The following is a 26,594-nucleotide window of genomic DNA, read 5'->3' on the forward strand; positions in this document are numbered from 1 at the left end:
ATCTTTCCCGCACCGCAGCAAACGAGCAAAGCCTGACAAGAAAGGCACTCGCGCTCAGTTCGGTACGCCTCTCTCTGCGCCAGCAACACGTTGTTTTTCAACAATATCGGCTCAAAGCCGACATTCGCCCGGCCCGCTACTCCAGCCCCTCTTCACCCAGCAGGTGCCGGCCTTGCCGGTCTTCAACCTCGATCACCCAGAGGTCGGGGTCAAAGCTGCGCTGGCGCTGGATGGCGTGATCCACGTCGCCCTCGGGGCCAGAGGAAAGTTCGACCCATGTGCGTTCGCCGCTCATCAGATCAAAGCTGCGCTGAAAGGCGGTGGCCTGCCCGTCGAGCGTGTTGAGCTTGACCAGAACCGCGCCCGCGGTGTCGTCGCCATGGGCCACAACAAAGGCGGGGATTTCCTGAAACCGGAGCCGCGCCAGATAGGCGTGAACCCAGAAATCGGCGGTCAGGCGGGTCATGCGTTGCCGTCTTTGAAATCCAGACCCATTTCCGAATAGCGCTCGGATTCCTCAAGCCAGTTGGGCCGGACTTTCACTTGCAGGAACAGGTGGATCTTGCGGTCGAGGAACTCTTCCAGTTCCGCCCGTGCCGCCTGACTGACGGCCTTGATCGTCTCGCCCTTCTTGCCGAGAACGATGCCCTTGTGACCGTCGCGCATGACATAGATGATCTGATCGATTCTGGCCGAGCCGTCCTTGCGTTCTTCCCAGGTCTCGGTCTCGACCGTCAGCTGATAGGGCAGTTCCTGATGCAGGCGCAGGGTCAGCTTCTCGCGCGTCATCTCAGCGGCGATCATGCGCAGGGGCAGATCGGCGATCTGATCTTCGGGATAAAGCCACGGCCCCTCGGGCAATTCGCCCGCCAGCCATTTGCGCAGGTCGTCGACGCCGTGGCCTTTCTCGGCCGAGATCATGAAGGTTTCGGCGAAGGGGTAGCGCGCGTTCAGGTCGCTGGTCAGGGCCAGCAGTTTCTCGGACGGTACCTTGTCGATCTTGTTGATGGCCAGCGCGATGGTGCGGCCCTGCCCGATCTCGGCCAGCCCTTCGAGGATGCGTTCAACCCCTTCGGTGATGCCGCGATGCGCCTCGACCATCAGCACGACGATATCGGCATCGGCGGCCCCGCCCCAGGCGGCGGCGACCATGGCACGGTCCAGACGGCGGCGCGGTTTGAACAGGCCCGGCGTGTCGACAAAGACCAGTTGCGCATCGCCTTCCATCGCGACGCCCCGGATACGGGCGCGGGTGGTCTGCACCTTATGGGTCACGATCGAGACCTTGGCCCCGACCATGCGGTTCAGGAGGGTGGATTTGCCTGCGTTGGGCTCTCCGATCAGGGCGATAAATCCGGCGCGTGTGGTCATGTGTCTGGCAATCCTGTCTGCAACTGCGCCCCCCTATAGCAGAAAGGTCCGGCGGGCCAGAGGGATTTGTCGCATTGCGGCCCTGCGTTTGCGGTGGCAGGACAGGCATAGATGCCCAGCCAGTTCCAGCCCGGCAGCAAATCCTTTCAATGAGGTTTTCATGAAACGTCGCGAGTTTCTTCTTGGAAGCGGTGCCGCCGCTGGCGCGTTTGGGTTGGGCGGATGGTCGCTGGCAGCAGGTGATGCAGCACAGGAACTGGTGCTGCAACCCGCCAGTTACCGGCTGCGCGAAGGGCTGACCACAGGGATGGTCAGCCTGTCGCCCGATGCGCCGCCGCCGGTTCTGTATGGGCGACAGGGCGAGCCTATGCGGCTGAGTGTGCGCAATACGCTGCCGGATTACACTTCGATGCACTGGCACGGGCTGCGCATTCGCAACGAGATGGACGGGGTGCCTTACCTGACCCAGATGCCCATCGGCGAGGGTGAGCGCTTTACCTATGAGTTCACGCCACCGGATGCGGGGACCTACTGGTACCACCCCCATTGCATGACGATGGAGCAGATGGCGCGCGGGCTGACCGGCGTGATGGTGATTGCCGAGCCGGACGAGCCGGGGTTCGACAGCGAACAGGTGATCAATCTGCGGGATTTCCGTCTGGACGAGGATGACGCGTTCCTGCCTGCCTATACGGCGCGGGGTGCGGCGCGGGCGGGCACGTTTGGTACAGTGCAGACCGCCAACTGGCAGAGCGAGGCGGTCTATGAGCATGCGGCGGGCAGTCTGGTGCGGCTGCGGGTGGTCAACACGGACACGACCCGCATCTACAAGCTGCATCCCGAGGGGGCCGAGACCCGGATCATCGCGTGGGACGGGCATCCGGTCGAGATCGACCTACCGGTGCCAACGGCGGATGAACCGCTGTTGCTGGGCCCCGGTCAGCGGGTGGATTTTGCCGTCCGGATGCCCGAGGGCGAAGGGCAGACGGCGGACCTGATGGCCAAGTTTCCCGGCCAGCCGCACCGCGCCATGGCGCGCTTGCGGGCTAACGGCGCATCAGCGGCGCGCGATCTGCGAGAGCTGCGCCCGCTGCGTGCAAATCCCGTTGTGCGACCTGATCCAAACGGCGCGGAGCTGCATGAGTTCGTCTTTGGCTGGACCCCGGAGGGCGGTGCCCCGAATGACGGGTTCTGCGGCACGCTGGGGTATAGTTTCTGGTCGATCAACCGCAAACCCTGGCCGGGTGATGCAGCGCAGGGCACCGGGCCGCTGGCGGTTCTGGAACAGGGCAATAGTTATGTCCTGCGATTGCGCAACGAGTCGCCCAACCTGCATCCGATCCACCTGCACGGGCTGGCCTTCGTGCCGCTGCGATCCAACCTGCGCACCCTGCCTCCGCTGATGACCGACACAATGCTGCTGTTGAAGGATGAGGTGGCGGACATCGCGCTGGTGGCGGACAACCCCGGCGACTGGGCGTTTCATTGCCATGTGATCGAACATCAGAAAACCGGGCTGACCGGGTTCATCCGGGTGGTTTGAACGATGAAACCCGTCGGCCCGACACCGGACCGGCGGGTTGAACGGATCAGATCACGGGTGACGGCGCAGGATGGGGTTCAGCACGGCCACAAACACGATACCGTACAAAACGTGTCCGATCAGCGCGACCCATGTGATGCCGACAAAGTTCAGGAACGGCGGCAGACCGGCAAAGGTCGTGACACCTCCGATAGCAAATACCCACAGACCGAAACCATAGATTGCCGAGGCAACAAACATGTGGACCGGGCCCAGAACCTTGACCCAGATTGGCTGGAAAACAAGGAACCAGCCCAAAGGATAGGCAATCAGGCCGACAATGTAGAAATGCACGAAGAAACCCAGAAAAGCGTTGCTGGGAAGGCCCAGACTGGACAGCAAACTCTGCGCCAGACCTTCGGGTGACAGGTTGGCCCAGCCGATGCCTGGGCTGACGACCTGCCCCCAGAAATCGAAGGCCATGGTTGCCACAAACCCGGCAATGAACAGAAAGCCGATATTGACGAGCGAGAGTTTTGCACGTTGCATTGGATTGCCTTTATCCGTTGTTTCTCAAGTGCTTTGACCTGTCGCAGTCAGACTGATGCCAAAGCAGTTAACACCCAGATACATATCTCGGGTCGTGGCGGCTATAGTCTTCAAGTTTGATTGAAACTTGTGACAGGCCGGGCGGCAGCACCGATCAGCTGACCCGATCCAGCAACGCCTTGGCGGCCGCCTGTTCGGCCTGGCGCTTGGAGCCTGCGGTGGCTTGTGCCTCGGTTCCGTCCTGAAGGCGGGCGGCGATTGTGAAGACGGGGGCGTGGTCGGGGCCGCTGCGTTTGACCTCGACATAGCTGGGTGGTTTCTGGCCGCGCGCCTGCGCCCATTCCTGAAGCGCGGTTTTGGCGTCGCGGGCGTCGGCCTCGACCTTGTAGATACGGTCGCCCCAGAGGGCGAGAATAACATCGCGGGCAGCTTCGAACCCGGCGTCGCGGTAGATGGCGGCAATCACCGCCTCCATCGCGTCGCCCAGCAGCGCCTGTTTGCGGCGCCCACCCGAGAGCATCTCGGACCGGCCCAGTTTCAGCACCGCGCCCAGATCGATCTGGCGGGCGACATCTGCGCAGGCCTCTTTCCGGACCAGAGCGTTGAACCGGGGCGCAAGCTGGCCTTCGGAGGCTTTCTTGTCGGCCTCAAGCAGCGCGGTGGCCATGACAAGACCCAGCACCCGGTCGCCCAGAAATTCAAGCCGCTGATTGTCGGGCCGGGTCGACGATGAGACCGAGCCGTGGGTCAGCGCACGCACCAGCAGCTCGGGGTTGGCAAATTCATACCCCAAACGCTGCTGAAACGCCTTTATCTCGGCTGAGAGCTTCAATTGACCGCCTTGAAGAAGCGATCCCCGCGCCAGGTCCAGAAGAACAGCATCGACCGGCCGGCAGACGAGAACATGATCCGGTCGGCGCGACCGATCAGGTTTTCGTAAGGCACATAGCCAACCCCGCCAGCGGATTGCGGCAGGCGGCTGTCAGCCGAGTTGTCGCGGTTGTCGCCCATGAAGAAATAATGGCCCTCGGGCACAGTATAGATGCCGGTATTGTCCGAGCCCTGATTGCCGATATTCAGCACGTCATAGGTGACGCCGTTGGGCAGGGTTTCGATCAGGCGCGACTTTTCACAGGCGCCGCCAACACCGACGGGGCCGTTTTCACAGCGTGGGCGCAGTCGTTGCGGGCCCTGTGGTTCGGCGATTTCGGTGAATATGCCGTCAGGCTGCTGCGGAACCGGTGTGCCGTTGAGGATGATCTGCCCCTCGCGGACCTGAATGCGGTCGCCCGGCAGGCCGATCAGGCGCTTGATATAGTCACGCCCGCTGACCGGGTGGCGGAAGACAATGACGTCGCCGCGCACGGGATCGCCGCCCCAGATGCGGCTTCCGTCGTCGCCCTGCATCCAGCCACAGAGATCTTCGGCGTCGATATTCAGGCCGACACTAGGGATGATCAGGCTGGGACATGAGGCGTAGGAATAGCCGTAGGCCATCTTGTTGACGAAGAGGAAATCGCCGATCAGCAGCGTCTGCTTCATCGAACCGGACGGAATCCAGAACGGTTGAAAGAAGAGGGTCCGGAACACGCCCGCGATCAGCAGGGCATAGACGATGGTCTTGATCGTTTCCCAGACGCCGCTTCCGGTTTTGGCTTCCTCGGCCATACTGCTCTCTCCAGTTCTCTGTGCTTGGCTTCGCTGCTACATGCGGGGGGGATGGGGTCAAGTCAAGGCTGTGTGACGTGATCTTGCAGGGGACGCGCCTCGATCACGACAAAGGCCTGTGCCCAGGGGTGGTCATCGGTCAGGGTGACGTGGATGATCGCCTCGTGACCTGCGGGGGTCAGTTCGTTCAGGCGTTCGGCGGCCCAGCCGGTGACATGCATCACCGGCTGCCCGGTGCGCAAGTTGGTGACGGCCATGTCTTTCCACGAAATGCCCATGCGCAGGCCGGTGCCGAGCGCCTTTGAACATGCCTCTTTCGCGGCCCAGCGTTTGGCATAAGTGCCTGCGGTATCCGCGCGGCGTTCGGCCTTGCGCTGTTCGGTGTCAGTAAAGACACGGTTGCGGAACCGGTCGCCGAACCGGTCGAGCGTACCCTGAATGCGGTCGATGTTTGCAAGGTCTGTGCCGATGCCGAGGATCATATGGCTCTCATTTCTCTGGTCGGGCCAATCAACGGCAATTGATGACCACACGCAAGCGGTTGGTTGCCGCATTCCGTGATATACTTTACCGGAATGTTCAATTTTTACGTTGGTTCGGGGGACGCAATGTCGAAAATTCCGTTCATGGCAATCGCGGTGGCTGGCATTGTCGCAAGCACCGTTTTCCCCGCTTTTGCACAGGATTGCGGAACCGAGGATACCCCCTGTCAGGTAGGAGAGTTGTCCTATCGGGTGGTTCTGCCCGAGGCCGCGCCCGAGCCGCCAGCTGTTATCTATCTGCATGGCTATGGGGCAACGGCGAATTCAGCCGTGAATCTTTCCGGCCTCGCGGCGGCCTTTACCGACCGCGGCATCGCCTTTATCGCGCCGAACGGTCAGGTCGACATTGGCAACCCCAAGGCGCTGGATTGGGGGGTGCATGATGGCTATCGCTGGCCGCGGGATGACCTGGCCGCGCTGGAGCAGATCAAGGAAGACGCCATTGCCCGTTTCGACCTGAACGCAGATCGCATTTTGCTGGCGGGGTATTCACGCGGCGGATCACTGGTTTGGGACAAGGCCTGCACGGATCATTCCTTTGCCTTTGCCTATGCCTCGGCATCAGGGGCCTTTTGGGAGCCAATGTGGCGGCGGTGCAGCGGCCCAGTTCACATGCATCATTCCCACGGATTTGCAGACCGGACCGTCCCGCTGGAAGGGCGTTTTGTGACCTTTGGGGACTATGATTTCGAACAGGGTAGCGTTTTGAAATCCATTGAAATTCTGACCAAAACCAATGGATGCGGGCAGATGGCGAACAGTGTTTCAACAGAAGGTGCAACCTGGCGAAAGAAGTGGACCGAGTGTCAGAACGGCTCTGTCACCCTGTCGCTGGGGCCACATGGTCACGGCAGGCAACCCGGTTGGGCAAATGCTGTTGCGGAATGGTTTCTGGAAATCTCGAGCGCGCCCTAGCGCCTCCACCGGCATTTGCGGAAATCAATTTGCCTGCTTTACCCCAACCGCACCGTCAGAATCTTGTAACTCGCCACGCCAAAGAACCCGGCAAAGGCGAAATCGAACCAGCGGCGGGCGCGGCGGTAGGTGCGGACCATGCGGGCGGATGAGAACAGGAACGCATAGCCGATGAAGATCAGCAGCGATCCTGCGTACAGCATGGCGAAATAGCCCAGCAGCATCGGCAGGTTGGCATCGCTCGGCGCGACGATGGCATAGATCGACCCCCAGCTGAGGATTGCCTTGGGGTTGGTCAGGTGGATCGCCGCGCCTTTGGCAAAAACCGTGGGCAGCGTGCCGGTGACCGGTTTGCCCAATGCGACCTCATCATCCGAGGTCACCGCGCGTTTCAGGGCCTTCAGCGCCAGCCAGCCCAGATAGGCCACGCCGACATAGCGGATTACCTCGAACAGCCAGACATTAGCCAGCATGACCGCCGACAGGCCCAGCGCCGCGGCAATGCCCCAGGCGGCCGATCCGGCGCAGATGCCAAGGGCAAAGGCCAGCCCGGCGGTGCGGCCTTCGTTCATGGCGGTTCCGGCAATGCCCATCGTGGCCGGGCCCGGCGAGCCCCCGGCCATCAGCCAGGCGAACCAGATGGCGATAAAGCCGGGGGTGATCACGCGCGTGCCTCGTCCATCAGACGGCGCATTTCCCGAATGGCGGGGGTGAGACCCAGAAAGATCGCCTCGCCAATCAGGAAATGCCCGATGTTCAGTTCCATGACCTCAGGGAAGGCGGCAACCGGCTTTACGGAGTCGTAGGTCAGGCCATGGCCTGCATGGACCTCGAGCCCCAGAGAATGGGCAAAGGTGGACATCTGGCGCAGCGATTCAAGCTCGCGCTCGGCGGCGTCCATGCGGCCTTCGGCGTGGGCGTCGCAATAGGCGCCAGTGTGCAACTCGATCACCTCGGCACCGATACGGTGCGCGGCCTCGATCTGGCGCTGATCCGCGGCGATGAAGATCGACACGCGGCACCCGGCCTCGCGAAGCGGGGCGATGAAATGGGCCAGCTTGTTTTCCTCGCGCGCGACTTCGAGCCCGCCTTCGGTGGTGCGTTCCTCGCGCTTTTCGGGAACGATACAGACGGCGTGCGGCTTGTGGCGCAGGGCGATTTTCTGCATCTCGTCGGTGGCGGCCATTTCAAAGTTCAGAGGCACCGACAGAACCTCCATCAGGCCGTCGATATCGGCGTCCGAGATATGGCGGCGGTCTTCGCGCAGATGCGCGGTGATGCCGTCGGCGCCGGCCTCTTCTGCCAGCTTGGCGGCGCGCAGCGGGTCAGGATAGGCCCCGCCGCGCGCGTTGCGCACGGTGGCGACATGATCGATATTCACACCCAGACGCAGACGGCTTTCGGACATCATTTTGTTCCTTTTGCAGATTTTCGCCCCGACCTTAGCGATCTTGGCGCGGGACTGGCAGATGTTTCTCCGGCCAGACGTTTGATTTCTTCAAACTTTGCCTTGATCTTGGCGCGGCGGCGCTGCTGGTAGGTCAGGATCAGCGGCAGGCTGAGGTAGTAGCAGATGATGCCCGCCACGATACCGGGAATGATGCCGCCGATCATGTAGGGATAGAAAACGTCGTGATAGAACTGCCCCAGCCCGTGCCAGTCGGCCACGCGATCGGTGAAGAGCGCAAGAAGGTTGTCCTTGAGGTCACCGATGGCGTCGGCAAATTTGCCCATCAGCCCCTGCGTGTCGCCTTCTTCATATTCGGTGCCCAGCAGGAAATGCCCGGTTTGCAGGCAGATCACCCCAATCGGGACATAGGTCAGGGGGTTGCCAAAGAACGTGCCGCTGAGCGCGGCCAGAATATTTCCCTTGATCAGCCGCGCACCAATTGCCGCAACCAGAAAGTGCAGCCCGTAAAACGGCGTGAAGGATGCGAAAACGCCCGCCCCGATGCCGCGGGCGATCCGGTCAGGGGAATCCGGCAGGCGGCGGACACGGTGTTTGACATAGTGGAAGGCGCGGGTCCATCCGCCACGCGGATAGACGAGTTCCGATGCGACCTGAACAGGAGAGCGTCGGTCTCGGCGCTTGAATACCACCCGTGATCACCCCTTCTCAGCCAGCCGCGGTCGCGGTTTTGGTCCGGTCCCGATAACGCTCGACCGCTGCAACGTCGCTTTCAGCCTCAAGCATCAGCATCAGCGAATGCAACTGTTCAAGGTCGCGCAGTTCGACATTGATCAGCAGGCGGTAAAAATCCGGTTTGCGGTCCACAAATTCCAGGTTCGAGATATTGGCCTTTTTCTCGCCGATCAATGTGCAAATGCGCCCCAGAACCCCGGCATCATTGCCGATGGTCAGATCCAGTGTCGCCCCATAGACGGCCGGGTGCGTACCCGAATGCCAGTGCAGATCGACCCAGCGTTCCGGTTCGCTTTCATATTGGCTGAGCTTGTCGCAGTCGATCGCGTGTACCACAACACCCTTGCCCCGGTAGGTGATGCCGACGATCCGTTCGCCCGGCAGCGGCTGGCAGCAGGGCGCGCGGTCGAATTTCTGGCCGGGTTCAAGACCGATCACCGCGCGCCGCAGCGGGATGGCATCGCCGTCATCCTGAGCCAGTTCTGGATAAACGGCCTGAACCACCTCATGAGCGGTCAGTTCGGCACTGCCCAGACGGGCCAGCAATTCATGCCGGTCTTTCAGGCGCAGGTGCTTGGCGGCGGTATCAAGCGCCTTGTCGGTGGCCTTGCGACCCACATGGTCAAAGCCCGAGCGCGCCAGTTCCTTGCCCAGCTTGATGAACCGTTCGCGATCCACCTCGCGCAGGGCGCGGCGGATGGCGGTACGGGCCTTGCCGGTGACGGCGATCTCAAGCCACGTGACCTGCGGTGTCTGCCCGTCAGCGGTGATGATATCCACGGACTGGCCGTTCTTCATCCGCGTCCAGAGCGGCACACGAATGCCATCGACCTTGGCCCCCACGCAGGCATGGCCGATCCGGGTGTGGATGGCATAGGCGAAATCGATCGGGGTCGCACCGCGCGGCAGTTTCACCACGTCGCCCTTGGGGGTGAAGCAAAAGACCTGGTCCGAATACATCTCGAGCTTGACGGCTTCGAGGAAATCTTCGTGATCATCCTCGTTGTCAAATTGCTCGGTCAGGTTGGATATCCACTTCGCCGGGTCGACGGCAAAGGGGTTTTCCGTGCGCACCCCGTCCCGGTAGGACCAGTGCGCCGCAACGCCGGTTTCGGCCACATCGTGCATCTGGCGGGTGCGGATCTGAACCTCGACCCGTTTGCCGTCGCGCCCTGAAACCGTGGTATGGATTGAACGGTAGCCGTTCGATTTCGGCTGGCTGATATAGTCCTTGAACCGCCCCGGCACCGCGCGCCAGCGCTGATGGATGGCCCCAAGCGTGCGATAGCAGTCTTCTTCCGTCTGGGTGATGATGCGGAACCCGTAGATGTCCGAGAGGCGCGAGAAGCCCTGATCCTTTTCCTGCATCTTGCGCCAGATCGAATAGGGTTTCTTGGCGCGGCCAAAGACTTCGGCCTCAATGCCTGCCTTTTCCAGCTCGTGGCGCATGTCGCCGGTGATGCGGTGGATCACATCGCCGGTTTCGCGTTGCAGCGTGATAAAGCGACGGATGATCGACTGGCGGCCTTCGGGATTCAGGACGCGGAACGCGAGGTCTTCGAGCTCCTCGCGCATCCATTGCATCCCCATGCGGCCCGCAAGCGGCGCGTAGATATCCATCGTCTCGCGCGCTTTCTGAACCTGCTTTTCGGGCCGCATCGCCTTGATGGTGCGCATGTTGTGCAGACGGTCGGCCAGCTTGACCAGAATGACCCGCAGGTCCTTGGACATGGCCATGAACAGCTTGCGGAAATTCTCGGCCTGTTTGGTTTCGCGGCTGGACAGTTGCAGGTTGGTCAGCTTGGTGACGCCATCGACCAGCTTGGCGACCTCATCACCGAACAGGTCGGACACCTTGCCGTAATTGGCCTTGGTGTCTTCGATCGTGTCATGCAGCAAAGCCGTAATGATCGTCGCATCATCCAGACGCTGTTCGGTCAGGATGGCGGCAACGGCAACAGGGTGGGTAAAATAGGGTTCGCCAGAGTGGCGGAATTGCCCTGCGTGCATCTGCTGGCCAAACTCATAGGCCAGCGCGAGACGTTCAGCATTTGTCTTGGGATTGTAGTTGCGGACCAGCGCAATCAGATCGTCAGCAGAAATCATCCGGCCCGCACCTTCGTCTTTGGAGCTTACCCCTGCCCTTGAGCCTCCATCAGAGCGCGCAGGAGCTTTTCTTCGGACATGTCGTCCATCGCAGGCTTGTCCGACTCGGCACCCATCAGCAGCGCCATCTGATCTTCTTCCGGCTCATCAACCTCGATCTGGGTCTGGTTGGCCTCGATCAGGCGTTCGCGCAGGGCGTCCGCGCCTTGGGTCTCGTCGGCGATTTCGCGCAAGGACACGACAGGGTTCTTGTCGTTGTCGCGGTCAACGGTAATCGCGGCACCGGCAGAAATCTCGCGCGCCCGATGGGCGGCCAGCATCACCAGTTCGAACCGGTTTGGAACCTTGTCTACGCAATCTTCAACCGTCACGCGGGCCATTGGGCGCTCTCCGTTTCTGAGTCCATGTCAGGAAGAGGTTTATCTAAGCGCGATTCCGCGCCTTGACAAGCAGGAAATGCTGCATTTGCAGGGATCACAGCGGCGTAACCGCTGCAACCTCGGATGGGGGCAGGTCGGCGACCATCTGGAAAACCGTGCGATCAAGCACGGGGTGGCGCCAGTCGGGCACAATATCCGCCATCGGCACAAGTACAAAAGCGCGGTCCTGAAGGCGCGGATGCGGCAGGATCAGCTGTTGCGGTGCTTCTTGTCGCTGTGCCTCGGGCGGCAGGGTCAGCCAGCGGTCGAACAGGGCGCGGTCGGGCAGAATCTGATCGCTATAGCACACAAGATCCAGATCCAGCGTCCGCATTCCCCAGCGCTGCACCCGTTCACGGCCGAACTGGTGCTCGACCTCGTGCAGCAGGCGCAAAAGCTCGGCCGGGGATTTGTCAGTTTCGATCAGCACAGCCGCATTCACGTAGTCCGGACCAGCGCCAGCGGGGAAGCAGGGTGTCGCAAAAAACCGGCTGACAGAGCGAATCACTACGCCCTGCTGCGAAAGTGCGTCAATTGCGCGCTGTAGCGTTACAGCGGGCCCATTTCCTCTCAGATCGAGATTTGCGCCCAATGCCACAACCGCATTTGGCAAAGAATTGTACATATGCTACCCTATATTCGACACATTGCATACTTGCGATAACCGACAAAAGTTCTAATTATAAGCCCACCAGAGTGCGCCATATTATAACTCACACACCCACTCACTCACGTAACGCGGCGCAATCTGGATTATACCGGAAGGACCTATTTATGTTTTATAAGGACGAACGGCTAGCGCTGTTCATCGACGGCTCGAATCTTTATGCCGCGGCAAAAGCACTCGGTTTTGACATAGACTACAAACTTCTGCGGCAGGAATTCATGCGCCGTGGCAAGTTGCTTCGGGCTTTCTACTATACAGCGCTGCTTGAAAACGACGAGTATTCACCGATCCGCCCATTGGTTGACTGGCTTCATTACAACGGCTTCACCATGGTCACAAAACCGGCCAAGGAATACACCGACAGCATGGGGCGTCGGAAAGTCAAAGGAAACATGGATATCGAGCTGACGGTCGATGCCATGGAACTGGCACCGCGTGTGGATCATATCGTGCTGTTCTCGGGTGACGGGGATTTCCGCCCGCTGATCGCCAGCCTGCAACGTCAGGGCGTTCGCGTATCAGTCGTGTCAACGATCCGCAGTCAGCCGCCGATGATTTCGGACGAACTGCGCCGCCAGGCCGACAACTTCATCGAGTTGGAAGACCTGCGCGACGTAATCGGTCGCCCGCCGCGTGAAATGCCGGCAGAGCATCGCAGCGTCGCGGTTGCAGGCGGCAGCTGATCCGGCACCACTGCCTGTTGATGGGAAAAATTCGCGCGGTCAGGACCGGGGTCCTGGCCGCGCTTCTTTAACTAAGGATTGGTGCTGAAACATCCTCTGACTAACAACGATTCGTGTCAGATGAATGACAATGTCCTGTCTGGACCAAGGCCGGGAAAAGACTTACCTGTGCCCTAAGGAGACAGCCGAATGACCAAGCCGCCACTGACACTTTACCTGGCCGCCCCCCGCGGGTTCTGCGCCGGTGTGGACCGCGCCATCAAGATCGTTGAAATGGCCCTGCAGAAATGGGGGCCGCCGGTCTATGTGCGCCACGAGATCGTGCATAACAAATTCGTGGTCGACGGGTTGCGGGCCAAAGGGGCTGTGTTTGTCGAAGAACTGCATGAATGCCCCGATGACCGCCCGGTGATCTTTTCCGCCCATGGTGTTCCGAAATCGGTACCCGCCGAAGCCGCGCAACGTGAGATGATCTATGTGGATGCCACCTGTCCCCTGGTGTCGAAGGTTCATGTCGAGGCGCAGCGCCATGCGGATGCGGGATTGCAGATGATCATGATCGGCCACAAGGGCCATCCCGAAACCGTTGGCACGATGGGACAGTTGCCAAAGGGTGATGTGCTGCTGGTCGAAACGGTCGAGGATGTGGCCACCGTGCAGGTGCGCGACCCCGACAAGCTGGCCTTTGTCACCCAGACCACCCTGTCAGTGGATGATACCAAGGACATCATCGCAGCCCTTCAGGACCGGTTCCCGGCCATTGTCGGGCCGCATAAGGAAGACATCTGTTATGCCACCACCAACCGGCAGGAGGCCGTGAAGGCCGTGGCCCCCAAGGCCGATGCGCTTCTGGTTGTGGGAGCTCCGAACTCGTCAAACTCCCGCCGTCTGGTCGAGGTTGCCTCACGCGAGGGGTGCAAATACGCGCAGCTGGTCCAGCGTGCGACCGAGATCGACTGGCGCGCTTTGCAGGGCATCGAAAGCGTTGCGGTGACCGCAGGCGCATCGGCCCCGGAATTGCTGGTGAACGAGGTGATCGACGCCTTCCGCGACCATTACGATGTCACTGTCGAGCCGGTCGAGACCGCAACCGAAAACGTCGAGTTCAAAGTACCGCGCGTGTTGAGGCAACCGGCGTGACCGGCGTGCCGAAGGCGCCGCTTTATCTTGGGTTGGCGGGACTGGTCCCGTTTGTCTGGGGCGCGCTGACATATCTGAACGGCGATCTGAACGACTGGGGCACGCATACATTTGGCCCGCGCTTTGTCGGGCCTTATGTGCAGCTGTTCTATGGCTCGGTCATCCTGAGCTTTATGTCCGGTGTTCTGTGGGGGTTTGCCACCAAGACCTCGAGCAGCAAGGCGGCGCTGTGTTATGGGCTGTCGGTCCTGCCTGCGCTGTGGGCCTTTGCCATGACGGGCGGCGGGCCGGTCACTGCGGGCACCAATCTGATCTACGGGTTCACTGGCTTGCTGCTGCTGGACGCCCTGTTTTCATACTGGCGGCTGACGCCGGTCTGGTGGACGCAGCTGCGTATCCTGCTGACCGCGGTCGTTCTGGCCAGCCTAGCCGTCGGAGTGTACCTGTGAGCGACAAACGCACAATTGATGCCTATACGACCAGAGTAAACGAATATCTGGCCATTCCTTTACCAGCCGAACAGCTCAAGACCCGTCAGGAATTTGCCGATGCGGTCGGTGCGGGCGGTTATGTGCTGGATCTGGGGTCAGGACCCGGATCGGACAGCGGTTTCCTGATGCGTCAGGGGCTGAAGGTGCGGGCGCTGGATGCCACCCCCGCCTTTGTCGAACATGCCCGCCGGAACGGGGTGGACGCGCATCTGGGCACGTTCGACGACGTTACCGAAACCGCCGAATATGATGGCGTCTACGCCAGTTTTTCCCTGCTGCACGCGCCGCGTGCGGATTTTCCGCGTCACCTGAAAGCGATCCACACGGCCCTGAAGCCCGGAGGCCAGCTGTTTCTGGGCATGAAGCTGGGCACGGGCGAGCATCGTGACGATCTGGACCGCTATTACACCTATTACTCGGAAGCCGAAATCCGAGAGGCGCTGACCCAGGCCGGGTTCACGGTTGACCGCACGGTCGAAGGAATGGGCAAGGGTCTGGCCGGGTCGTACGACGGGTTTATTCTGGTGTTCGCCCATGCCTGAGTTGTTTGCCTATACAGATGGCGCCTGTTCCGGCAATCCCGGCCCCGGAGGCTGGGGCGTGCTGCTGCGCGCGAAGAACGGGGACAGGGTTCTGAAAGAGCGGGAACTGAACGGGGGCGAGGCCGAGACGACCAACAACCGGATGGAGTTGCTGGCTGCCATCAGCGCGCTTGAGACGCTGGAGCGCCCGTCGAAGATCACCATTGTCACCGACAGCGCCTATGTGAAGAACGGCGTCACCGGCTGGATATTCGGCTGGAAGCGGAATGGCTGGAAAACCTCGAACAAGAAGCCGGTCAAGAATGTCGATCTGTGGCAGCGTCTGGACGAGGCGCAGGAACGACATGATGTGACATGGGAATGGGTCAAGGGCCATGCGGGCCATCCCGAAAACGAAAAGGCCGATGAACTGGCCCGCGCAGGCATGGCGCCCTTCAAGCCGAAAAAGGCGCAGGCGTGAGCGCGCTGACGCTGCTGGATTATGCCTCGGTTCTGATCTTTGCGCTGACCGGGGCGCTGGTGGCCAGCCGGGCGCAGCTGGATCTGGTGGGTTTTGCTTTCATGGCCTGCCTGACCGCAGTTGGCGGCGGCACGGTACGCGATCTGTTGCTGGACCGGCACCCGATCTTCTGGGTCGGCCAGCCGGATTACATCCTGATCGCCGTCGCGGCGGCGGTGTTTGTATTCTTTACCGCGCATCTGGTGGAAAGCCGCTATAACTGGCTGGTCTGGCTGGACAGTTTCGCGCTGTCAGTCGCCGTTGCGGCCGGAACCGGTGCCGCGTTGTCACTGGATCAGCCCGGTATCATCGTCGTGCTGATGGGAGTGACGACCGGGTGTCTGGGCGGGCTGATGCGCGACGTGGTCTGCAACGAGGTGCCGCTGGTGCTGAAACAGGGCGAACTTTACGTCTCGTGCGCGTTTGTGGGGGCGTTGACGGCGGTACTTGCGGTCAGGCTGGGGCTGGAGCCCGCCTTTGTATTGGGCCTGTGCGCTATTGTGTGCTGGGCCTTGCGGGCCGGGTCGCTGGTGTTTGGCTGGCAGTTGCCCGTCTACAAAAGCCGCCCGCCCCGAAACTGAACCTGTCGGTGGACGCGACCGGGGCGGGCTGATAGCTGTTTGGAACGCGCAGCCCGGAGGCCAAATGCCGTTCAGACTTACATCGATTGCGGTCTCACTGGCTTTGCTGGCCTCATGCGGCGCATATTATGCACCCGTCCGCTTTGTTGCTGAGGGTGACCGGATCATCGCCTCGGGCACGATTGACGAAACAACGCTGTCCGCTTTCGAAGACGTCACCGCCGAAAACCCCAAAGCGCGCACGCTGGTGCTGCAATATATCGAGGGGTCGGTGGATGACGACGCCAATGTCATCTTCAGCCGAGAGGTGCGCAAGGCCGGGTTCGATACCGTTGTGCCCTCGGACGGTCTGGTTGCCAGCGGCGGCACCGATCTGTTTCTGGCCGGACATCGCCGCGTTTTGCAACCGGGGGCCTGTGTCGGTGTTCACAGCTGGGCCGGATCGGGGCTGGTGGCCACGGAGCTGCCCAAGGATGACCCGGAACATGACCGCTATCTGGATTATTTCAGGGACATTGGCGTGGATGAGGCGTTTTACTGGTACACGCTGTATGCGGCCCCGGCCGACAGCATCCACTGGATGACCGCCGCCGAGGCGAACCGGTTCGATATGACGACGAAAGCCGCCCCGGCGCTTGGTTCAGCGCTGGAGTGCGACGAGCGCTGATCTGCTGCACTATCTTGTCGAGTGAAGGTTTCCAGGACGGAATGCGCGGCCAAGGAATATGCTAGCGGCGCAGGTAGGTCTGCCAGATCCAGATCACCAGCAATGCGCCCAGAACCGCGCCCACAAAGCCCGACATCCAGCCCATGACGGTTATCAGAAACCGCAGAACGAACCCTCCGATCAGGGCCCCGAAAACACCGATCAGCATGGTGGTTGGAATGTCCGCCTCGATCCGCATCAGGCGGGTGGCGAGGAACCCCGCGGCAGCGCCGATGATGATCAGGGCGACGACGGGCATGTCATTTTCGCCAATGGGTCGGCACGATGATCAGCGCGCCGATAGACGAGATCACCGCATCCAAACCCGGAGGGCCAAAGCTGATACCGAACATGATGCGGATGAAGTAGAACAGGAACGCCCCGCCCACGCAGATGATGATCGACTGAAGATAGCCGTTATGGGTGAACCCGGTCTGTTCGGACAGATATCCGACGATCCCGGCAATCACGACGGTCCCCATCATCACCATGAACATCGGGCTTCTCCTAGGTCAGGCGGGTGCCGGTGGGAATGGGCCAGCCCCGCAGGAAGGTTTCCCTATCCTGCGCGCCTTTACCCGCCCGTTGCAAGCGCAGCAGTTCGACCGCGCCCCGACCGCAGGCCACGTGCAGGTCGTCGTTCAGAACCTCACCCGCTGCGCCCTGCCCGTCTGCCAGCCGCGATGCCAGCAGCTTGATGCGTTCGCCATTCATTTCGGTCCACGCGCCGGGAAAGGGTGACAGCCCGCGAATTTGCCTGTCGACCTCAACCGCCGGGCGCGTCCAGTCGATGCGGGCCTCGGACTTGTCGATCTTGGCGGCATAGGTCACGCCATCCTCGGGCTGCGGTTCCGGTGTGAGATCCGGCAGCTTGGCCAGAGCCTCGACGATCAGCGCGGCCCCCATGGCCGAGAGCCGGTCATGCAGATGCGCGGTGGTTTCTTCAACCTCAATCGCGGTTGCCTGTCGCAGCAGGACCGGGCCGGTGTCCAGACCGGCCTCCATCTGCATGATGCAGATCCCGGTTTCGGCATCGCCGGACATGATCGCCCGGTGGATCGGGGCGGCACCGCGCCAGCGCGGCAGCAGGCTGGCGTGGATGTTCAGGCAGCCGTGTCGCGGCGCGTCCAGAATGGGTTGCGGCAGGATCAGGCCATAAGCGACGACGACAGCGATATCGGCGTTCAGCGCGGCAAACGCGGTCTGTTCGTCAGCAGATTTCAGAGAGACCGGGTGGCGGACGGGCAGGCCCAGCGCCTCGGCCCGGGCGTGAACCGGTGTCGGGCGGTCTTTCTTGCCACGTCCGGCGGGGCGCGGGGGCTGGCAGTAGACGGCGGCGATGTCGTGCCCGGCCTTGACGAGTGCGTCCAGCACCGGGACCGAAAAATCGGGGGTTCCCATGAAGATGATGCGCATCGTTGGCTCCGGCGGTTGGGACAGGTGCCGGGCTGAAACCCGGCCTAGGGACGTCAGGGTTGTTTGCGTGCCTTGCGCAGCAGCATGTCACGTTTGACCTTGCTAAGCCGGTCGAAATACATCCGTCCGTTCAGGTGGTCGATCTGGTGCTGCACGCTGGTCGCATCGATCCCGACGAAATCGCGGCGATCCAGCATGCCATGTTCGTTCAGGAACTTCACGGTCACCGCGCGCGGGCGTTTGATTGTGGCCGAGACGCCGGGCAGGTTCGGGCTGGCCTCTTCATGTTCGCGCAGCTCGATCGAGCTGTGCAGGATTTCCGGGTTTGCCAGACGCACGGCCCGGCCCCGTTCGGCAGAGCCGTCAACAACGGCAAGCCGCAGCATCACCCCAATCTGTGGCGCGGCAAGACCGACGCCGGGCATCGCCTCCATCGTGTCGATCATGTCGTCCCAGATGGCGCGGACCTCATCGGTGATCTCAGGCACCTCATCCGCCTTGGTGCGCAGGCGCTTGTCAGGCCATGGCAGGCAGGTACGAACGGTCATGCACGGGCCCGTTCGCGTTTGAGCTTTTGCATCTTGCGGGTGATCATCTGCCGTTTCAGCGGCTTGAGATAGTCGATGAACAGCTTGCCGTCCAAATGATCGATCTCGTGCTGAACGCAGGTGGCCCAGAGCCCGTCAAAGGTTTCCTGTTGCAGGTTTCCGTCGCGGTCCATCCAAGTCACATCGACCACTTTGGGGCGCGTCACCTCGGCGTATTGATCAGGGATCGACAGGCAGCCTTCCTCGTAGACATTGGTTTCTTCCGAGGCCGCGATGACCTGCGGGTTGAACATGATCAGCGGGCGCGGCGCCTCGCCTTCTTCCTTAATGCAATCCAGCACGATCAAGCGATCCAGCACGCCGATCTGTGGCGCGGCGAGGCCAACACCCGGGGCGTCATACATCGTTTCCAGCATATCATCGGCCAGTGCGCGCAGGTCGTCCGTGAGATCGGCCACGGGGGCGCAGACCTTCTTGAGACGGGGGTCGGGATAGATCAGGATGTTACGTTTCATGAGGCTGATTTAGGGCATCGTGCCCCGCGCCGCAACGCCCCCCTTGCACCTGCCTGAATTGCGGTTAGCTTTCGACCATCAGAATGGAGCTGACATGACTTTCAACGACCAGATCGACCGCCGGGGCACCAACAGTACCAAATGGGACAAGATGGAGATGCTGTACGGCGTCTCGCCCGAGGACGGGCTGGCCATGTGGACGGCCGATTCCGATTACCCGACGGCCCCTTGCGTGATCGACGCAGTACGCAAGGCCGCAGATCACGGCGTGTTCGGGTATTCCTGGGCGCACCCGGAGTATCTGGCCTCGGTCCAGTGGTGGATGAAAACCCGCCACGACTGGGAAATTGACACGGACTGGGTTCTGACGTCTCAGGGTCTGGGCAATGCTATTGCCCTGTCGCTGGATGTCTGGACCGAGCCTGGCGATCGCATCGTGACCTTCACCCCTGTCTACCATGAGTTTGCCCATAAGGTGAACAAGGCGGGCCGCCGGGTTGTGGAATGCCCGCTGGTGCGCGACGGCGACAGCTATGGGCTTGATCTGGAGGATGCGCAGTCGCGGCTGGACGGGTCCGAGAAGATGTTGCTGTGGTGTTCGCCGCAGAACCCGTCGGGCCGGGTCTGGACGCCAGAGGAACTGCGCGCCGTGGCCGCATTTGCCGAGCGCAACGGGCTGATCCTTGTGTCAGACGAGATCCACCACGATCTGGTCTATCCCGGTGCCAAGTTTGTGCCGATGGATGTGGCGGCCCCGGATGCGCGGCCTTGGACGGTGACGCTGACAGCGGCATCGAAGACCTTTAACATCGCCGGGCAGCGCACCGGCAACATGATCATTCCCGACCCCAAACTGCGCGAGGCGATGAAGCATCGGTTGACAACGCTGGATTATGGCCCCAGCGCGTTGGGTGTGGCGATGATCACCGCCGCCTACAGCCCGGCCGGCGCGGAATGGGCAGATGCCCAGATCGCGCATCTGGAGGAAAACCGGCGTCTGTTCGACCAGACCATCGCCGCGATTCCGGGCCTTTGGTCGATGCCCTTGCAGGCGACCTATCTGGCCTGGGTCGACTTTTCCGGCACCGGCATGGATCACACCGAGTTTGTCCGCCGCCTGCGCGAGGATGCGCGGATTGCAACCTCGTCCGGGCCCGGCTTTGGCACTGGCGGAGAAACGTTTGAACGGTTCAACCTGGCCACACAACGGGCGCGGGTCGAGGACGCCTGCGCGCGGCTGAAGCGGGCCTTTGGCGACCTGCAATAAGCCAAGCGGTGGCTGGTTTGACTGGCCTCACGATGAACCGCGCCTGTTGTCCGGGCGCGGACCAGAATGGTGAATTCCAAATCGATAGCCAGCCCTACGGCATGGTGGGCGTCACCCTGACCGAACCCGGGACGATGAAAATCCGAGCCTAGTCTTCGTAGCCCAGCAGTGCGATGGGCGCATCCGGGGCGCGGTAGAAATCCAGCGGTGCCTTGTCATGGGCGGCGGTGCTGCGCTTGAATTCGTATCGCATCTCTCCGCCTTCATCCTGATCGGCAATGATCAGGCATTGATACATAAGATTGGCCCCGTCATAGATATCGACCAACCCGCGCAGGCGCGGTGTTGTTTCCGCCTCAACCGTGAAACCATCTTTCCACAATTTGAGAATTTTATAGGTATTGTCGCCCATTTGGACACGAAGGCGACTGGCCTTTTTCAATGTGGCGATTCGGGCCGCATCCAACTCGGCGCGTATTTCCTTTGAAACATAAGTACTCATTAAATCATTCCCCCGCTAATGACCTCTATTGTGCGGGAACTGTTGTAAAAATCCAGTGAACGCGTTCACGGAACTGGCTGTGCCTGCGGTTTGTTGCACAGAAATCCCAGCATTGGCTGTGCGCGCATGCAGGTCTTGTGCGCGGGCAAATGCATAGGAACGGGCGGGGCTTGGACCTATCTTTGACCAAACGCCTGTGCGGAGGATGAGATATGGGCCTGCTGGTCGACGGAAAATGGCAAGACACCTGGTATGACACCAAATCCACCGGTGGCGCATTCAAACGCAGCGCGGCGCAGTTTCGCAACTGGCTGACCGCCGATGGCCGCGCGGGACCGTCGGGCAAAGGCGGGTTCCGGGCCGAAGCCGGGCGGTATCACCTGTATGTCAGCCACGCCTGCCCCTGGGCGCATCGCACCCTGATCTTTCGCGCGTTGAAAGGGCTGAGCGATCTGATCCCGGTTTCGGTCGTGCATCCCGACATGCTGGACCAGGGCTGGACCTTTGAGGTGGATGATCACGGTGCCACGGGTGACGGTCTTTACGGGCTAAGCCACGCACATCAGATCTATACCAAGGCGGATCCGTCCTATTCCGGTCGCGTCACGGTTCCGATCCTGTGGGACAAGGTGCAGGAGACCATCGTTTCGAACGAAAGTTCGGAAATCATCCGCATGTTCAATTCGGCCTTCAACGATATCACTGGCAATACGGACGATTACTGGCCCGAGGCGATGCGGGACGAGATCGAAGAGGTCAACACGCGCATCTATTCAGACGTCAACAACGGCGTCTACAAGTCGGGCTTTGCCACCACGCAGGACGCCTATGACGCTGCCGTACACCCATTGTTCGACACGCTGGACTGGCTGGAGGAGCGTCTGGCCCGGAACCGTTACCTGATGGGGGATCGGATCACCGAAGCCGATTGGCGGTTGTTCACAACCCTGATCCGCTTCGACCCGGTCTATCACCTGCATTTCAAGTGCAACCGGCGGCGCCTGGTCGATTACCCGAACCTATGGGCCTATACGCGTGAGCTGTATCAATGGCCCGGTGTCGCCGAGACCGTGAACATGGCCCACATTGTGCGCCACTATCACTACAGCCATGACAGCATCAATCCGCACCGGATCATTCCGGTGAACCCGGTACTGGATTACATGGAGCCGCATGGACGCGGTCAGCGCCCCGCAGCGTAATGTTCGACCATCGCCGCCAGATCCTCTGGCGGCGTTTCGCTTTGAACATAGGCACAGGCATTGGGACTGTGCGCAAAAATCGACCCGTCGGAAAAGAAGGTGGTGTTGGTGACAAAAATCACCCGCGCCTCGGGGCGGCGATAGCTGGCAAAATCTGCCACAGCCAATGCGCTTCCGGTTTCCAGAACCAGATCCAGCACGATGATATCAAAATCCGTGCCATAGAGCGCCAGAATGGCGGCCTCCTGAGCGTCAACCAGCGTGACTTCGGCGTCTTGCCGCTCCAGATGTCTTTTCCAGACCCGACCAAGGTCGGGGTTACTCTCAACAATCAGAACTTTCATTTGCAACAACCTCGGCACTTGGTATGGTGAGTGGTGCCGACCCCCGTGGTCCGTGATCTCGTTATTTCCTTAACAAAGTGTTAACAGCAGCCGCACGCTTGCGTGTTCGGGCGGATTTGCTTGTGTAAATGGCAAAAATCCGCTTGAAGCACCCCGAAACCGGTCAATCCCCGCAGAGAGAGCAGATGAGTACACTTGATCACGGCTTGGACCCCCGCGCAGTTCGCGACCACGGCGGGGGGCTGGACAGGGCGATTGTCAGGTATGGTGGAACGCGCGCAGATTGGATCGATCTGTCGACCGGAATCAATCCGCATCCTTACGCAGTCGCGGGTCTGACCGCCGGAGATTGGGCCGAATTGCCGGATCACGGTGCCTTTGAACGGCTGAGTGATGCGGCCCGCAGGTTCTGGAACGTGCCGCAGGGGGCTGAGATCCTGCCGGCACCCGGTGCATCGGCTGTCATCTCTCGCATTCCGGCGCTAGCCGCGCCAGGGCGTGTCCAGATCACACCGCCCACCTATAACGAACACGCCGCCGCCTTTTCGGCGCAGGGGTGGCGTGTTCAGCCTGAGGGCGCGGCTGACGCCCGCGTGATCGTGCATCCAAATAACCCGGACGGACGTATCTGGCAGGAAAGCGACGTCTCGGCCCCGCTGACCGTGATCGACGAGAGCTTTTGCGATGTCACGCCAGAGGTATCGTTGATCCATCTGGCGGAACGTCCCGGCGTGATCGTGCTGAAGAGCTTTGGCAAGTTCTGGGGGCTGGCCGGGATGCGGCTTGGGTTTGCCATCGGGCGGCCTGAACTGATCAACCGCCTGAACGACCTGACCGGACCCTGGTCAGTGTCCGGCCCGGCCCTGCGGGTTGGGACACAGGCCCTGTCGGACGATGACTGGGCCGATGCCACACGCGCGCGACTGGCGGCTGAGGCGGCCCGGCTGGATGCGCTGATGCTGACCAGCGGCGCGGATATCGTCGGTGGTACCAGCCTGTTTCGTCTGTATCGGGTCGATGACGCCTTGGGCTGGCAGGACCGGCTGGCCCGCGCCCATATCTGGAGTCGTATCTTTCCCTATTCAGCAACCTTTCTGCGTCTGGGTCTGCCGCCAGAAAAGGGCTGGGACAGGTTGGAGGCCGCGCTGTGAGCCCTGCCCTGATGCTGGTCTGCGCCCTGTGTCTGGACGCGGCACTGGGAGAGCCCGATTGGCTCTGGTCCCGCGTCAAACACCCGGCGGTAATGATCGGCAACCTGATCGGCTGGCTGGACAAACGCCTGAACCACGGGCGCGGTCGGCGACTGAAAGGGGTGGCGGTGGTTGCCCTTCTGATCTGCGGCGCATGGGGTCTTGGATGGGGTCTGTCGCAGCTGGGGCCGGTCGTTGAAATTCTTGGCTGCGCAATCCTGTTGGCGCAAAAGTCGCTGGTTGCCCATGTCCGCGCGGTTGGTGACGGGTTGCAAACTTCGCTGGAAGACGGGCGGGCGCAGGTGGCTATGATCGTCTCGCGCGACACGCAGGACATGACCGGGGCACAGGTGGCGCGTTCAGCCATCGAAAGCGCGGCAGAGAACCTGAGCGACGGGGTCATCGCGCCTGCCTTCTGGTTTCTGGTCGCGGGGCTTCCGGGGTTGCTGGTGTACAAGGCGGTGAACACCGCCGACAGTATGATCGGTTATCGCACCGAAACGTACCGCGATTTTGGCTGGGCCGCGGCCCGGTTCGACGACCTGCTGAACCTGATCCCTGCCCGCCTGACCTGTGTGATGATCGTGGCGCTGTCCGGCCAATGGTCTCGCTGGTCTGAGATGGTGCGGGATGCGCAACGCCATATCTCACCCAACGCTGGCTGGCCCGAGGCCGCCATGGCCCGCGCCCTGAATGTCGCGCTGGCTGGCCCGCGCAGCTATGACGGGAAGGTGCGCGACCTAGCCTGGGTCAATGGCGACGCCCCGCGCGAGATCGGCGCATCAGAAGTTTTTCGCGCATGTGACATGCTCTGGCGGGTTTGGGGGCTTGCGCTTGGGCTCGTGTCAGTGTGGGTTGGTGCCAAACTGATATTCTGACGGACCTTTTCATGCGTATACTCTCTGGCCTGTTCGCCGCTGCCCTGTTCACCTCACCTGCGCTGGCGCAATGTGGCGGTGGTTTTAATTCCTTTGTCAAAGGGCTGAAGGCCGAGGCCGTGCAGCAAGGTTTGGACAAATCAGCAGTGAACGGGTTCTTTGACGGGGTGCAGCAGGACATCGCCGTGCTGAAGGCCGACCGGGCGCAGGGCGTTTTTCAGAAGCCCTTTGTTGAATTTTCTCGTCGTCTGATTTCGCAAAACCGGATCGAGCGCGGGCAAGCGATGTCGCGCAAATACGATGCGGTCTTTGATCGGATCGAGCGGGAATATGGCGTTTCCCGCGGGGTGCTGCTGGCCTTCTGGGCATTTGAAACCGATTACGGATCGTTTCAAGGCGACTTCAACACCCGCAACGCACTGGTAACTTTGGCGCATGACTGCCGCCGCCCGGAGCTGTTCCGGCCACAGATCTTCGCCGCCATCGAGCTGTTTCAGAACGGTGATTTCGACCCGGCCCGCACCACCGGCGCATGGGCCGGAGAGATCGGCATGGTGCAGATGCTGCCGCGTGACATACTGGAAAACGGCGTCGATGGTGACGGTGACGGGCATGTCCGCCTGAAAAGCTCGGCACCTGATGCGCTGATGTCGGGGGCCAGAATGCTGTCCCATCTGGGATGGCGCGCGGGTGAGCCTTGGTTGCAGGAGGTCACCGTGCCCGCGCAGATGGATTGGTCCCTGTCCGGCCCCGGCAAACCGCGTTCGGTGGAGGAATGGCAGGCGATGGGCGTACAGGCGCGCGGCGGGTCCTTGGCCAACCTACCCGCCTCGCTGATCCTGCCACAGGGGCGCAACGGGCCTGCCTTTCTGGCCTATCCGAATTTCGATGTCTATTTCGAATGGAACCAGAGCTTTGTTTATGTTCTGACTGCCGCCTATTTCGGAACACGGCTTGAGGGCGGCCAGATCTATGATGCGGGCAATCCCGCGCAGGGCCTGAATGGCGCACAGATGAAACAGTTGCAGACCAAGCTTCAGGCCAAAGGATATGATGTCGGCAAGATCGACGGGATTCTGGGGTCAGGGACGCGAGCTGCGACGCAGGCGGAACAGAAACGTCTGGGCCTGCCTGCGGACGCATGGCCAACGATGGAATTGCTGGAAAAACTCTGATCCAGCGGCCCGCACCGCTGCGGTATGGCGCAAAACCCCAAGATTATTCGACGATATCGGCACCGACGCCGCTGATTATGTGACCGGATATTTCTCGGGGTCAATTCCATGTCTTTGACAGACAATATCAATGTAACTTCCCTTTGGAGGAATACCACCGAATTTGCTGCGAATACCACTGCGGGTTTCGCCCTGGAAGTGGTGAAACCGGGCCCAATCGGGTTCGTAGTCTTCAATGTTCTCGACCGGGTCCAGAAACCCGCGACGCGGCCAATACAAATGCCAATGCTGGCCTCGGTCGATTTCACCGGTGACCCCCAGCGCCCAGCGGGTCACGCTTGGGCCGGTTGTCGTCCACGGAAGGTCATAGAGCGTGAGTGTCTCGCCCGCCTCATAGCGTTTGACCAGTTTTTCAATGTGATCACTGCCCAACCAAAACGGGATCGGGACTTCTGACTCAAGGAAATTCAGGATCAGCTTCAGTGCCAGAGAATTTTTGGGAAGACGCAATACACAATTGTTCATCGCCTTATTGCGCCAGACGACACCAAACAGATAGTCCGGTGGAACATCCAGCGGCCGGATGCAGTAGATATCCAGATCAACCCACACATAGTCGGTTTTTTGCAGCATGTGGATACGGAAGATGTCTGAATAGACCGCCATCCGTCGTCGGCCACCGGTCAGGTTTTCGGTGGTTTCATCTGTATAGATTTCGCGGGCATCATGAACAACGACGCCTTCGGGAACATCCATGTTCATATCCAGCACGTACAGGTGGAAGACATAGCCATGATCCAGAAAGGACTGAATGCATACTCTTTCAACGCAAGATAACAGCGAACCAAACCAGAAACTTGCAACTTGAAATTCCAAAACAGCACCTCTTGCCCTAAGCCGAAACGGGGTCGCTGCTGCACTAACGAAGCGGTGCGTGGCTCGTCAACCGCGGCGGCGGTTTTGGCACGACTTACCCTGCTTTGCGCCAGCGCGCTGTGTCGAGGTGCCCACAG

Annotated in this window: 34 protein-coding genes; 14 read left to right on the top strand and 20 right to left on the bottom strand. The window is 61.0% G+C overall.

Features of this window, described 5'->3' with window-relative positions:
- Positions 1-136: 136 nt before the first annotated feature.
- Positions 137-466 carry a DUF1491 family protein gene (locus ACR0BK_RS11345; protein ID WP_209598772.1) on the bottom strand — a complete coding sequence of 110 codons (330 nt, stop codon included), beginning with the start codon at positions 464-466 and terminating at the stop codon, positions 137-139.
- A complete protein-coding gene (gene era, locus ACR0BK_RS11350; RefSeq protein WP_480519479.1) occupies positions 463-1,371 on the bottom strand; it encodes a GTPase Era in 909 nt (302 codons plus the stop codon). The genes ACR0BK_RS11345 and era overlap by 4 nt, the downstream gene beginning before the upstream one ends.
- A 160-nt stretch (positions 1,372-1,531) precedes the next feature.
- Between era and ACR0BK_RS11355 the strand changes: the two genes are divergently transcribed.
- A complete protein-coding gene (locus tag ACR0BK_RS11355; protein ID WP_480554724.1) occupies positions 1,532-2,914 on the top strand; it encodes a multicopper oxidase family protein in 1,383 nt (460 codons plus the stop codon).
- 51 nt (positions 2,915-2,965) lie between these two features.
- Here ACR0BK_RS11355 and ACR0BK_RS11360 read toward each other — a convergent pair whose 3' ends face one another.
- The 4 genes from ACR0BK_RS11360 to acpS all read right to left on the bottom strand — a co-directional run bounded on the left by ACR0BK_RS11360 (position 2,966) and on the right by acpS (position 5,592).
- Entirely contained in the window at positions 2,966-3,442 is a 477-nt protein-coding gene (locus tag ACR0BK_RS11360; protein ID WP_480473869.1) for a hypothetical protein, read from the bottom strand.
- 154 nt (positions 3,443-3,596) lie between these two features.
- Positions 3,597-4,274, bottom strand: coding sequence for a ribonuclease III (gene rnc, locus ACR0BK_RS11365; RefSeq protein ID WP_480494632.1), 678 nt, complete (start codon positions 4,272-4,274; stop codon positions 3,597-3,599).
- Positions 4,271-5,110, bottom strand: coding sequence for a signal peptidase I (gene lepB / locus ACR0BK_RS11370; protein ID WP_480473873.1), 840 nt, complete (start codon positions 5,108-5,110; stop codon positions 4,271-4,273). The genes rnc and lepB overlap by 4 nt, the downstream gene beginning before the upstream one ends.
- Positions 5,111-5,172: 62 nt before the next feature.
- On the bottom strand, positions 5,173-5,592 hold the full coding sequence (gene acpS, locus ACR0BK_RS11375; RefSeq protein WP_209506227.1) for a holo-ACP synthase: 420 nt from the start codon (positions 5,590-5,592) through the stop codon (positions 5,173-5,175).
- 126 nt (positions 5,593-5,718) lie between these two features.
- Between acpS and ACR0BK_RS11380 the strand changes: the two genes are divergently transcribed.
- Positions 5,719-6,567 carry a CE1 family esterase gene (locus tag ACR0BK_RS11380; RefSeq protein ID WP_480554725.1) on the top strand — a complete coding sequence of 283 codons (849 nt, stop codon included), beginning with the start codon at positions 5,719-5,721 and terminating at the stop codon, positions 6,565-6,567.
- A 38-nt stretch (positions 6,568-6,605) separates the two neighbouring features.
- On the opposite strand, the gene ACR0BK_RS11385 is transcribed toward ACR0BK_RS11380, so the two are convergent.
- The 6 genes from ACR0BK_RS11385 to folK all read right to left on the bottom strand — a co-directional run bounded on the left by ACR0BK_RS11385 (position 6,606) and on the right by folK (position 11,860).
- A complete protein-coding gene (locus tag ACR0BK_RS11385; RefSeq protein ID WP_480554726.1) occupies positions 6,606-7,232 on the bottom strand; it encodes a LysE family translocator in 627 nt (208 codons plus the stop codon).
- Complete coding sequence (locus ACR0BK_RS11390) at positions 7,229-7,975, bottom strand: pyridoxine 5'-phosphate synthase (protein ID WP_209598891.1); 747 nt, start codon at positions 7,973-7,975, stop codon at positions 7,229-7,231. Before ACR0BK_RS11390 ends, ACR0BK_RS11385 begins: the two co-directional genes overlap by 4 nt.
- Positions 7,975-8,667, bottom strand: coding sequence for a DUF2062 domain-containing protein (locus ACR0BK_RS11395; RefSeq protein ID WP_267364078.1), 693 nt, complete (start codon positions 8,665-8,667; stop codon positions 7,975-7,977). Before ACR0BK_RS11395 ends, ACR0BK_RS11390 begins: the two co-directional genes overlap by 1 nt.
- Positions 8,668-8,683: 16 nt before the next feature.
- Positions 8,684-10,816 carry a RelA/SpoT family protein gene (locus ACR0BK_RS11400; protein ID WP_480473878.1) on the bottom strand — a complete coding sequence of 711 codons (2,133 nt, stop codon included), beginning with the start codon at positions 10,814-10,816 and terminating at the stop codon, positions 8,684-8,686.
- Between the two features lie 26 nt (positions 10,817-10,842).
- Entirely contained in the window at positions 10,843-11,196 is a 354-nt protein-coding gene (rpoZ, locus tag ACR0BK_RS11405) for a DNA-directed RNA polymerase subunit omega (RefSeq protein ID WP_209506215.1), read from the bottom strand.
- A gap of 94 nt (positions 11,197-11,290) precedes the next feature.
- The gene (gene folK, locus ACR0BK_RS11410; protein ID WP_480554727.1) at positions 11,291-11,860 is read right to left on the bottom strand and encodes a 2-amino-4-hydroxy-6-hydroxymethyldihydropteridine diphosphokinase; all 570 of its coding nucleotides are present in this window, start codon (positions 11,858-11,860) and stop codon (positions 11,291-11,293) included.
- Between the two features lie 149 nt (positions 11,861-12,009).
- Here folK and ACR0BK_RS11415 point away from each other — a divergent pair, with 149 nt between their 5' ends.
- The 7 genes from ACR0BK_RS11415 (at position 12,010) to ACR0BK_RS11445 (ending at position 16,505) form a co-directional block, all read left to right on the top strand.
- Positions 12,010-12,585, top strand: coding sequence for a LabA-like NYN domain-containing protein (locus ACR0BK_RS11415; RefSeq protein WP_209506211.1), 576 nt, complete (start codon positions 12,010-12,012; stop codon positions 12,583-12,585).
- 189 nt (positions 12,586-12,774) lie between these two features.
- Positions 12,775-13,725, top strand: coding sequence for a 4-hydroxy-3-methylbut-2-enyl diphosphate reductase (gene ispH / locus ACR0BK_RS11420; RefSeq protein WP_480494643.1), 951 nt, complete (start codon positions 12,775-12,777; stop codon positions 13,723-13,725).
- Positions 13,722-14,174, top strand: a complete 453-nt coding sequence (locus ACR0BK_RS11425; RefSeq protein WP_480554728.1) for a DUF3429 domain-containing protein — start codon at positions 13,722-13,724, stop codon at positions 14,172-14,174. Before ispH ends, ACR0BK_RS11425 begins: the two co-directional genes overlap by 4 nt.
- On the top strand, positions 14,171-14,758 hold the full coding sequence (locus ACR0BK_RS11430) for a class I SAM-dependent methyltransferase (RefSeq protein ID WP_480554730.1): 588 nt from the start codon (positions 14,171-14,173) through the stop codon (positions 14,756-14,758). Before ACR0BK_RS11425 ends, ACR0BK_RS11430 begins: the two co-directional genes overlap by 4 nt.
- Positions 14,751-15,218 (top strand): ribonuclease HI, encoded by a 468-nt coding sequence (gene rnhA / locus ACR0BK_RS11435; RefSeq protein WP_480519465.1) that lies wholly within the window; start codon positions 14,751-14,753, stop codon positions 15,216-15,218. Before ACR0BK_RS11430 ends, rnhA begins: the two co-directional genes overlap by 8 nt.
- A complete protein-coding gene (locus tag ACR0BK_RS11440; RefSeq protein ID WP_480494648.1) occupies positions 15,215-15,838 on the top strand; it encodes a trimeric intracellular cation channel family protein in 624 nt (207 codons plus the stop codon). The genes rnhA and ACR0BK_RS11440 overlap by 4 nt, the downstream gene beginning before the upstream one ends.
- Positions 15,839-15,902: 64 nt before the next feature.
- Positions 15,903-16,505 carry a COG3904 family protein gene (locus ACR0BK_RS11445; protein WP_480519463.1) on the top strand — a complete coding sequence of 201 codons (603 nt, stop codon included), beginning with the start codon at positions 15,903-15,905 and terminating at the stop codon, positions 16,503-16,505.
- 61 nt (positions 16,506-16,566) lie between these two features.
- On the opposite strand, the gene ACR0BK_RS11450 is transcribed toward ACR0BK_RS11445, so the two are convergent.
- Genes ACR0BK_RS11450 through def (ACR0BK_RS11470) form a run of 5 tightly spaced genes read right to left on the bottom strand, consistent with a single transcriptional unit; the run spans position 16,567 to position 19,023 of the window.
- Positions 16,567-16,803 (bottom strand): GlsB/YeaQ/YmgE family stress response membrane protein, encoded by a 237-nt coding sequence (locus tag ACR0BK_RS11450; RefSeq protein WP_480473887.1) that lies wholly within the window; start codon positions 16,801-16,803, stop codon positions 16,567-16,569.
- A gap of 1 nt (position 16,804) precedes the next feature.
- Positions 16,805-17,041, bottom strand: coding sequence for a hypothetical protein (locus ACR0BK_RS11455; protein WP_267364066.1), 237 nt, complete (start codon positions 17,039-17,041; stop codon positions 16,805-16,807).
- A 10-nt stretch (positions 17,042-17,051) separates the two neighbouring features.
- Positions 17,052-17,960 (bottom strand): methionyl-tRNA formyltransferase, encoded by a 909-nt coding sequence (gene fmt / locus ACR0BK_RS11460; protein ID WP_480554731.1) that lies wholly within the window; start codon positions 17,958-17,960, stop codon positions 17,052-17,054.
- Positions 17,961-18,013: 53 nt separating this feature from the next.
- Positions 18,014-18,508 carry a peptide deformylase gene (gene def / locus ACR0BK_RS11465; protein ID WP_480494656.1) on the bottom strand — a complete coding sequence of 165 codons (495 nt, stop codon included), beginning with the start codon at positions 18,506-18,508 and terminating at the stop codon, positions 18,014-18,016.
- A complete protein-coding gene (def, locus tag ACR0BK_RS11470) occupies positions 18,505-19,023 on the bottom strand; it encodes a peptide deformylase (protein WP_480494658.1) in 519 nt (172 codons plus the stop codon). Before def (ACR0BK_RS11470) ends, def (ACR0BK_RS11465) begins: the two co-directional genes overlap by 4 nt.
- Before the next feature lie 94 nt (positions 19,024-19,117).
- Between def (ACR0BK_RS11470) and ACR0BK_RS11475 the strand changes: the two genes are divergently transcribed.
- The gene (locus tag ACR0BK_RS11475) at positions 19,118-20,290 is read left to right on the top strand and encodes a MalY/PatB family protein (protein ID WP_480554733.1); all 1,173 of its coding nucleotides are present in this window, start codon (positions 19,118-19,120) and stop codon (positions 20,288-20,290) included.
- A 148-nt stretch (positions 20,291-20,438) separates the two neighbouring features.
- Here ACR0BK_RS11475 and ACR0BK_RS11480 read toward each other — a convergent pair whose 3' ends face one another.
- Positions 20,439-20,792 (bottom strand): hypothetical protein, encoded by a 354-nt coding sequence (locus ACR0BK_RS11480; protein WP_480494662.1) that lies wholly within the window; start codon positions 20,790-20,792, stop codon positions 20,439-20,441.
- Between the two features lie 212 nt (positions 20,793-21,004).
- Between ACR0BK_RS11480 and ACR0BK_RS11485 the strand changes: the two genes are divergently transcribed.
- Positions 21,005-21,994, top strand: coding sequence for a glutathione S-transferase family protein (locus tag ACR0BK_RS11485; RefSeq protein ID WP_480554735.1), 990 nt, complete (start codon positions 21,005-21,007; stop codon positions 21,992-21,994).
- Here the strand turns inward: ACR0BK_RS11485 and ACR0BK_RS11490 are convergent.
- Complete coding sequence (locus ACR0BK_RS11490; protein WP_209506176.1) at positions 21,976-22,338, bottom strand: response regulator transcription factor; 363 nt, start codon at positions 22,336-22,338, stop codon at positions 21,976-21,978. The two genes, ACR0BK_RS11485 and ACR0BK_RS11490, sit on opposite strands and share 19 nt — an antisense overlap.
- Positions 22,339-22,523: 185 nt before the next feature.
- On the opposite strand from ACR0BK_RS11490, the gene cobD reads away from it, so the two are divergent.
- From cobD to ACR0BK_RS11505, 3 genes are read left to right on the top strand one after another with little or no spacing between them, the layout of a single operon-like run.
- Positions 22,524-23,489, top strand: coding sequence for a threonine-phosphate decarboxylase CobD (gene cobD, locus ACR0BK_RS11495; RefSeq protein ID WP_480554736.1), 966 nt, complete (start codon positions 22,524-22,526; stop codon positions 23,487-23,489).
- Entirely contained in the window at positions 23,486-24,406 is a 921-nt protein-coding gene (cbiB, locus tag ACR0BK_RS11500; protein WP_480554737.1) for an adenosylcobinamide-phosphate synthase CbiB, read from the top strand. Before cobD ends, cbiB begins: the two co-directional genes overlap by 4 nt.
- Positions 24,407-24,417: 11 nt before the next feature.
- Entirely contained in the window at positions 24,418-25,581 is a 1,164-nt protein-coding gene (locus tag ACR0BK_RS11505) for a lytic murein transglycosylase (RefSeq protein ID WP_480554738.1), read from the top strand.
- A gap of 75 nt (positions 25,582-25,656) precedes the next feature.
- Here ACR0BK_RS11505 and ACR0BK_RS11510 read toward each other — a convergent pair whose 3' ends face one another.
- On the bottom strand, positions 25,657-26,457 hold the full coding sequence (locus tag ACR0BK_RS11510) for a hypothetical protein (protein WP_480554739.1): 801 nt from the start codon (positions 26,455-26,457) through the stop codon (positions 25,657-25,659).
- Positions 26,458-26,594 lie beyond the last annotated feature (137 nt).

It is taken from the genome of Ruegeria sp. AF1, from assembly GCF_056542125.1.

Excerpts from the sequence above, each read along its gene's own strand:
- rpoZ (WP_209506215.1), bottom strand. The coding sequence starts at position 11,196 with ATGGCCCGCGTGACGGTTGAAGATTGCGTAGACAAGGTTCCAAACCGG.
- ACR0BK_RS11485 (WP_480554735.1), top strand. The coding sequence starts at position 21,005 with ATGGGCCTGCTGGTCGACGGAAAATGGCAAGACACCTGGTATGACACC.
- ACR0BK_RS11445 (WP_480519463.1), top strand. The coding sequence starts at position 15,903 with ATGCCGTTCAGACTTACATCGATTGCGGTCTCACTGGCTTTGCTGGCC.
- ACR0BK_RS11450 (WP_480473887.1), bottom strand. The coding sequence starts at position 16,803 with ATGCCCGTCGTCGCCCTGATCATCATCGGCGCTGCCGCGGGGTTCCTC.
- ACR0BK_RS11415 (WP_209506211.1), top strand. The coding sequence starts at position 12,010 with ATGTTTTATAAGGACGAACGGCTAGCGCTGTTCATCGACGGCTCGAAT.
- era (WP_480519479.1), bottom strand. The coding sequence starts at position 1,371 with ATGACCACACGCGCCGGATTTATCGCCCTGATCGGAGAGCCCAACGCA.
- ACR0BK_RS11400 (WP_480473878.1), bottom strand. The coding sequence starts at position 10,816 with ATGATTTCTGCTGACGATCTGATTGCGCTGGTCCGCAACTACAATCCC.
- cobD (WP_480554736.1), top strand. The coding sequence starts at position 22,524 with ATGAGTACACTTGATCACGGCTTGGACCCCCGCGCAGTTCGCGACCAC.
- folK (WP_480554727.1), bottom strand. The coding sequence starts at position 11,860 with ATGTACAATTCTTTGCCAAATGCGGTTGTGGCATTGGGCGCAAATCTC.
- ACR0BK_RS11455 (WP_267364066.1), bottom strand. The coding sequence starts at position 17,041 with ATGTTCATGGTGATGATGGGGACCGTCGTGATTGCCGGGATCGTCGGA.
- ACR0BK_RS11360 (WP_480473869.1), bottom strand. The coding sequence starts at position 3,442 with ATGCAACGTGCAAAACTCTCGCTCGTCAATATCGGCTTTCTGTTCATT.
- lepB (WP_480473873.1), bottom strand. The coding sequence starts at position 5,110 with ATGGCCGAGGAAGCCAAAACCGGAAGCGGCGTCTGGGAAACGATCAAG.
- def (WP_480494658.1), bottom strand. The coding sequence starts at position 19,023 with ATGAAACGTAACATCCTGATCTATCCCGACCCCCGTCTCAAGAAGGTC.
- ACR0BK_RS11380 (WP_480554725.1), top strand. The coding sequence starts at position 5,719 with ATGTCGAAAATTCCGTTCATGGCAATCGCGGTGGCTGGCATTGTCGCA.
- ACR0BK_RS11345 (WP_209598772.1), bottom strand. The coding sequence starts at position 466 with ATGACCCGCCTGACCGCCGATTTCTGGGTTCACGCCTATCTGGCGCGG.
- ACR0BK_RS11390 (WP_209598891.1), bottom strand. The coding sequence starts at position 7,975 with ATGTCCGAAAGCCGTCTGCGTCTGGGTGTGAATATCGATCATGTCGCC.
- fmt (WP_480554731.1), bottom strand. The coding sequence starts at position 17,960 with ATGCGCATCATCTTCATGGGAACCCCCGATTTTTCGGTCCCGGTGCTG.
- ACR0BK_RS11490 (WP_209506176.1), bottom strand. The coding sequence starts at position 22,338 with ATGAAAGTTCTGATTGTTGAGAGTAACCCCGACCTTGGTCGGGTCTGG.
- acpS (WP_209506227.1), bottom strand. The coding sequence starts at position 5,592 with ATGATCCTCGGCATCGGCACAGACCTTGCAAACATCGACCGCATTCAG.
- rnhA (WP_480519465.1), top strand. The coding sequence starts at position 14,751 with ATGCCTGAGTTGTTTGCCTATACAGATGGCGCCTGTTCCGGCAATCCC.
- ACR0BK_RS11480 (WP_480494662.1), bottom strand. The coding sequence starts at position 20,792 with ATGAGTACTTATGTTTCAAAGGAAATACGCGCCGAGTTGGATGCGGCC.
- ACR0BK_RS11355 (WP_480554724.1), top strand. The coding sequence starts at position 1,532 with ATGAAACGTCGCGAGTTTCTTCTTGGAAGCGGTGCCGCCGCTGGCGCG.
- ACR0BK_RS11475 (WP_480554733.1), top strand. The coding sequence starts at position 19,118 with ATGACTTTCAACGACCAGATCGACCGCCGGGGCACCAACAGTACCAAA.
- ispH (WP_480494643.1), top strand. The coding sequence starts at position 12,775 with ATGACCAAGCCGCCACTGACACTTTACCTGGCCGCCCCCCGCGGGTTC.
- def (WP_480494656.1), bottom strand. The coding sequence starts at position 18,508 with ATGACCGTTCGTACCTGCCTGCCATGGCCTGACAAGCGCCTGCGCACC.
- ACR0BK_RS11505 (WP_480554738.1), top strand. The coding sequence starts at position 24,418 with ATGCGTATACTCTCTGGCCTGTTCGCCGCTGCCCTGTTCACCTCACCT.